Consider the following 3,476-nt stretch of genomic DNA (forward strand, 5'->3'; position numbering starts at 1 on the left):
GGCCCCTCTCCCAGAGGGAGAGCCCTCACCCCCGGCCCCTCTCCCAGAGGGAGAGGGGAGATGGCTATCATCAGGCAAAAATCGAGATCCCTGCCCTCCTCAAGGGAAAAGGCAGGGATCCCAGGTCTAGGCACAGGAGAGGGGCCTAGGCGTTGGCGTTGAGGGTTACCGGGAAGGTCAGCGGCTCCGGCTCCTCCTCAGGCGGCAGCATCACCACCTCAGAGCTGTCGATGATCGCCTGCAGCTCTTCCCCATCGATGGTCTCGGCTTCCACCAAGCGGCGGGCGATGCGCTCCAAGAGGGCACGGTTTTCCCGAATCAGGTAGGTGGCCCGCTGGTAGGCCTCATTCACCAGCCGCCGCACCTCCTCGTCGATGAGGGCTGCCGTCTCCTCAGAGAAGTCCCGTTCTGCGGCGATCTCCCGGCCCAGGAAGATGTTGGCATATTGGCGACCCAGGGCCACATTCCCCAGGCGATCGCTCATGCCAAAGCGGGTGACCATGTTGCGGGCAATGCGGGCCACCTGTTGCAGGTCGCTGGCCGCCCCTGTGGTGATCTCCGACTCCCCGTAGATCACCTCTTCGGCCACCCGTCCGCCCAGGGCAACGGTCATCATGTTTTTCAGGTGGGCACGGGTGGTTAGCCCCATGTCATCATCGCTGGGCAGGAACCAGGTGAGGCCACCCGCCTGGCCGCGGGGGATGATCGTCACTTTTTGGATCGGGTCGTAGTTGGGCAAAAGGGATCCCACCAAGGCGTGGCCCGCCTCGTGGTAGGCCACCAGCTCCTTGCGCCGCTCGCTCATGAGGCGATCCTTCTTCTCCGGGCCGGCCAACACCCGATCCACGGCGTCGTTGATCTCGTCCATCGAGATCTCGGTGAGGTTGCGGCGGGCCGCCAAAATGGCCGCTTCGTTGAGCAGGTTGGCCAAATCCGCACCGGTAAACCCAGGGGTGCGGCGGGCCAATTTCTCTAGATCCACATCGGCGGCCAGGGTTTTGCCGCGGGCATGCACCTTGAGGATCTCCAGACGGCCCTGAAAATCAGGGCGATCCACCGTCACTTGGCGGTCAAAGCGACCGGGCCGCAGCAGCGCCGCATCCAACACATCGGGACGGTTGGTGGCGGCAATAACGATGATGCCGGAGTTGCCCTCAAAGCCGTCCATTTCGGTCAGCAACTGGTTCAGGGTTTGCTCCCGCTCGTCGTTGCCACCCCCCAGGCCAGCTCCCCGCTGCCGACCCACGGCATCGATTTCATCGATGAAGACAATGCAGGGGGCATTTTGCTTGGCCTGCTCGAACAGATCCCGCACACGGGAGGCACCGACCCCGACAAACATCTCCACAAACTCAGAGCCAGAAATGGAGAAGAAGGGCACACCCGCCTCACCGGCCACAGCGCGGGCCAACAGGGTTTTACCCGTGCCGGGCGGGCCCACCAGCAACACCCCACGCGGGATCTTGGCTCCCAAAGCCGTAAAGCGCTCTGAATTTTTCAGGAAATCCACCACCTCTGCCAGCTCCAGCTTGGCCTGCTCGATACCGGCCACATCGTTGAAAGTAATTTGAGTTTTCGGCTCCATTTGCACCCGCGCCCTCGATTTGCCGAAGTTGAGGGCCTGGCTGCCAGGGCCATTTTGAGCGCGCCGCAGCAGGAAAAAAAGCCCCAGCAACAGCAAAACAGGCAGGAAGAAGGTGCTGAGAATGCGCCCGAGGAGCCCTTCCTCCTGAACCGGGCGCACCGCCAGCTCCACCCCGTTGGCAACCAGGGTGTTTTCAAACTCTGGAGTAAGGGGGGGCAGATTTACCTGCACTTGGGTGGCGCGGTTGTTGATTTCTGCCTCGGCAATGGCCACTTGGCGACCATCCGGGGCCGTCTCCACCAAAACCTTGCTGACCTCGCCCCGTTCCACGCGGCTGATCAAGTCGGAGTAGCTGATCTCCAGGCGCTCAGCCGGGCGGGTGCCGAAGAAGGTGGTGGCCAAGGAGATCAAGACGATGGCCAGCAGCGCATACAACCCCGCGCTTCTCCATTTTTTGTTTTTACCTTTCTGACTCACGGAAGTGTTTCCTCCCAAAGGGTGTTTTTGAATCGAACTCGCAGATGGCCACTCGTAGGTAACAATCTGGGGTCGAGTAGGTTCTTGCAACAACAGACTGTTAATTAATATTAACCTGACTGAGAGGGTTGCCGAGGATCCCGGCAATCCTGCTCTTCTGGCGAGGAGTTTAGGGATAGGATCAAAAGACCCAGGCTGTGCCGTCAGCCAAGGGGGGTGTTTTTTTCTCATTCTCACCCATTCCAGCTTGCCCAAGGAGCCCCATGCTGACTCAACTGCGCCAACTGAGCATCGCTGCCGATGGGCGCTATCTCAGGGATGAGGAGCTGCAATTCATGGAAACCTACCTGGCTTCCTTTGACCTACGCCTGAGCGCCTATCGCAAGATTCAAGCGGCAGAAGCCCAGATCATCCGGGATGTGGAGATGAAAATGCGCGCGCTGGATCCCTACTTGCTCATGCGGGGGGTGGAAGACTTTAGTAACAAGTGGAAAGCTGACACCGTTCGGGTGCTGCGCCTTTCCGCCTTGGCCATGCTCTTGGACGATGAGCAACGCTACAAAGAGCGGTTTCTCTACTGGTTTCAGACCTTGATGCGGGCCTTCCGCACCCAACGCAGTTGCGAGGCAACCTACCGCTTCCTGCAAGAGGTGATGGCCAATTACCTCACCCCCGCGGAAGCCGACTTGATCAGGCCGATTCTGGAAACCAACCGCACGCTGCTGAGCCTCAACTAGGCAGCCGTCCCGGCAGACTCTGCTGAGTTGGCCGGCTCAACCAACTCTAGCTCATCGGCCTGCAGATGAGCCCGGAACTTGTTGCCAAACTGCACCTGAAAGGGAAAATTGGCGCTGATCGGACGGCCATTCCAATCCTGAATCACGGCCTTCAGCTCCCCTTCCATGCCTTTGAGGTCAAAAGGTTGATTGCGATATTCCGGGTGGTGATAGACGATCACGCTGGTACGCACCCGCACTCGATCTCCAACTTTCATGTCTTTTCCTCCCCAAAAAGTGGCCCACCAGAGAAACTGACTGAGAACACTCTAGCTCAATCTCTAAGCAAGTCTTCAAGATATGAAGAAGTATGTGGAAACTACCACAGGAGTTTTTGTTTTCTTTGAGTGGAGCGAGCATCTTTCCGCAAGCTCCAGCCACGAGCCTAGCCGAAGGAAGCCCCACTTTAAGCGAAGGGATCCCTCCTTGTACTCCAGCCGATCCAAGAGCACGGTCATTGCCTGAACCGCTTCCCAACTCCCCTCTCAGAGGTCGGAGGGCTGGAAGGGATCGCCTCAGCGGCACGGATCGATCTCAGGCAATCTGGCAGCCGCTCAAACAAAATCCGTCAAATCTGTCTTCAATCAAACCAATTAAAGCTTAAGCCGATGACGCGAGGATGCTTGAAAAAAACAGAG

General features: G+C 58.7%; 3 protein-coding genes. 1 reads left to right on the forward strand and 2 read right to left on the reverse strand.

All coding sequences use genetic code 11. From position 1 onward, the window contains the following. Positions 1–145: 145 nt before the first annotated feature. The gene (gene ftsH / locus NW844_RS08480) at positions 146–2,062 is read right to left on the reverse strand and encodes an ATP-dependent zinc metalloprotease FtsH (protein WP_414334951.1); all 1,917 of its coding nucleotides are present in this window, start codon (positions 2,060–2,062) and stop codon (positions 146–148) included. Positions 2,063–2,325: 263 nt separating this feature from the next. Between ftsH and NW844_RS08485 the strand changes: the two genes are divergently transcribed. Continuing rightward, positions 2,326–2,799 (forward strand): phycobilisome protein, encoded by a 474-nt coding sequence (locus NW844_RS08485; RefSeq protein WP_414334952.1) that lies wholly within the window; start codon positions 2,326–2,328, stop codon positions 2,797–2,799. On the opposite strand, the gene NW844_RS08490 is transcribed toward NW844_RS08485, so the two are convergent. Continuing rightward, positions 2,796–3,056 (reverse strand): ferredoxin-thioredoxin reductase variable chain, encoded by a 261-nt coding sequence (locus NW844_RS08490; protein ID WP_414334953.1) that lies wholly within the window; start codon positions 3,054–3,056, stop codon positions 2,796–2,798. The genes NW844_RS08485 and NW844_RS08490 overlap by 4 nt on opposite strands. Positions 3,057–3,476: the final 420 nt, after the last annotated feature.

It is taken from the genome of Synechococcus sp. H55.2, assembly GCF_047462495.1.
In the GTDB taxonomy this organism is placed as follows: Bacteria; Cyanobacteriota; Cyanobacteriia; order Thermostichales; family Thermostichaceae; genus Thermostichus.

Coding starts and splice junctions, on each gene's coding strand:
- NW844_RS08490 (WP_414334953.1), bottom strand. CDS start 3,056: ATGAAAGTTGGAGATCGAGTGCGGGTGCGTACCAGCGTGATCGTCTAT.
- NW844_RS08485 (WP_414334952.1), top strand. CDS start 2,326: ATGCTGACTCAACTGCGCCAACTGAGCATCGCTGCCGATGGGCGCTAT.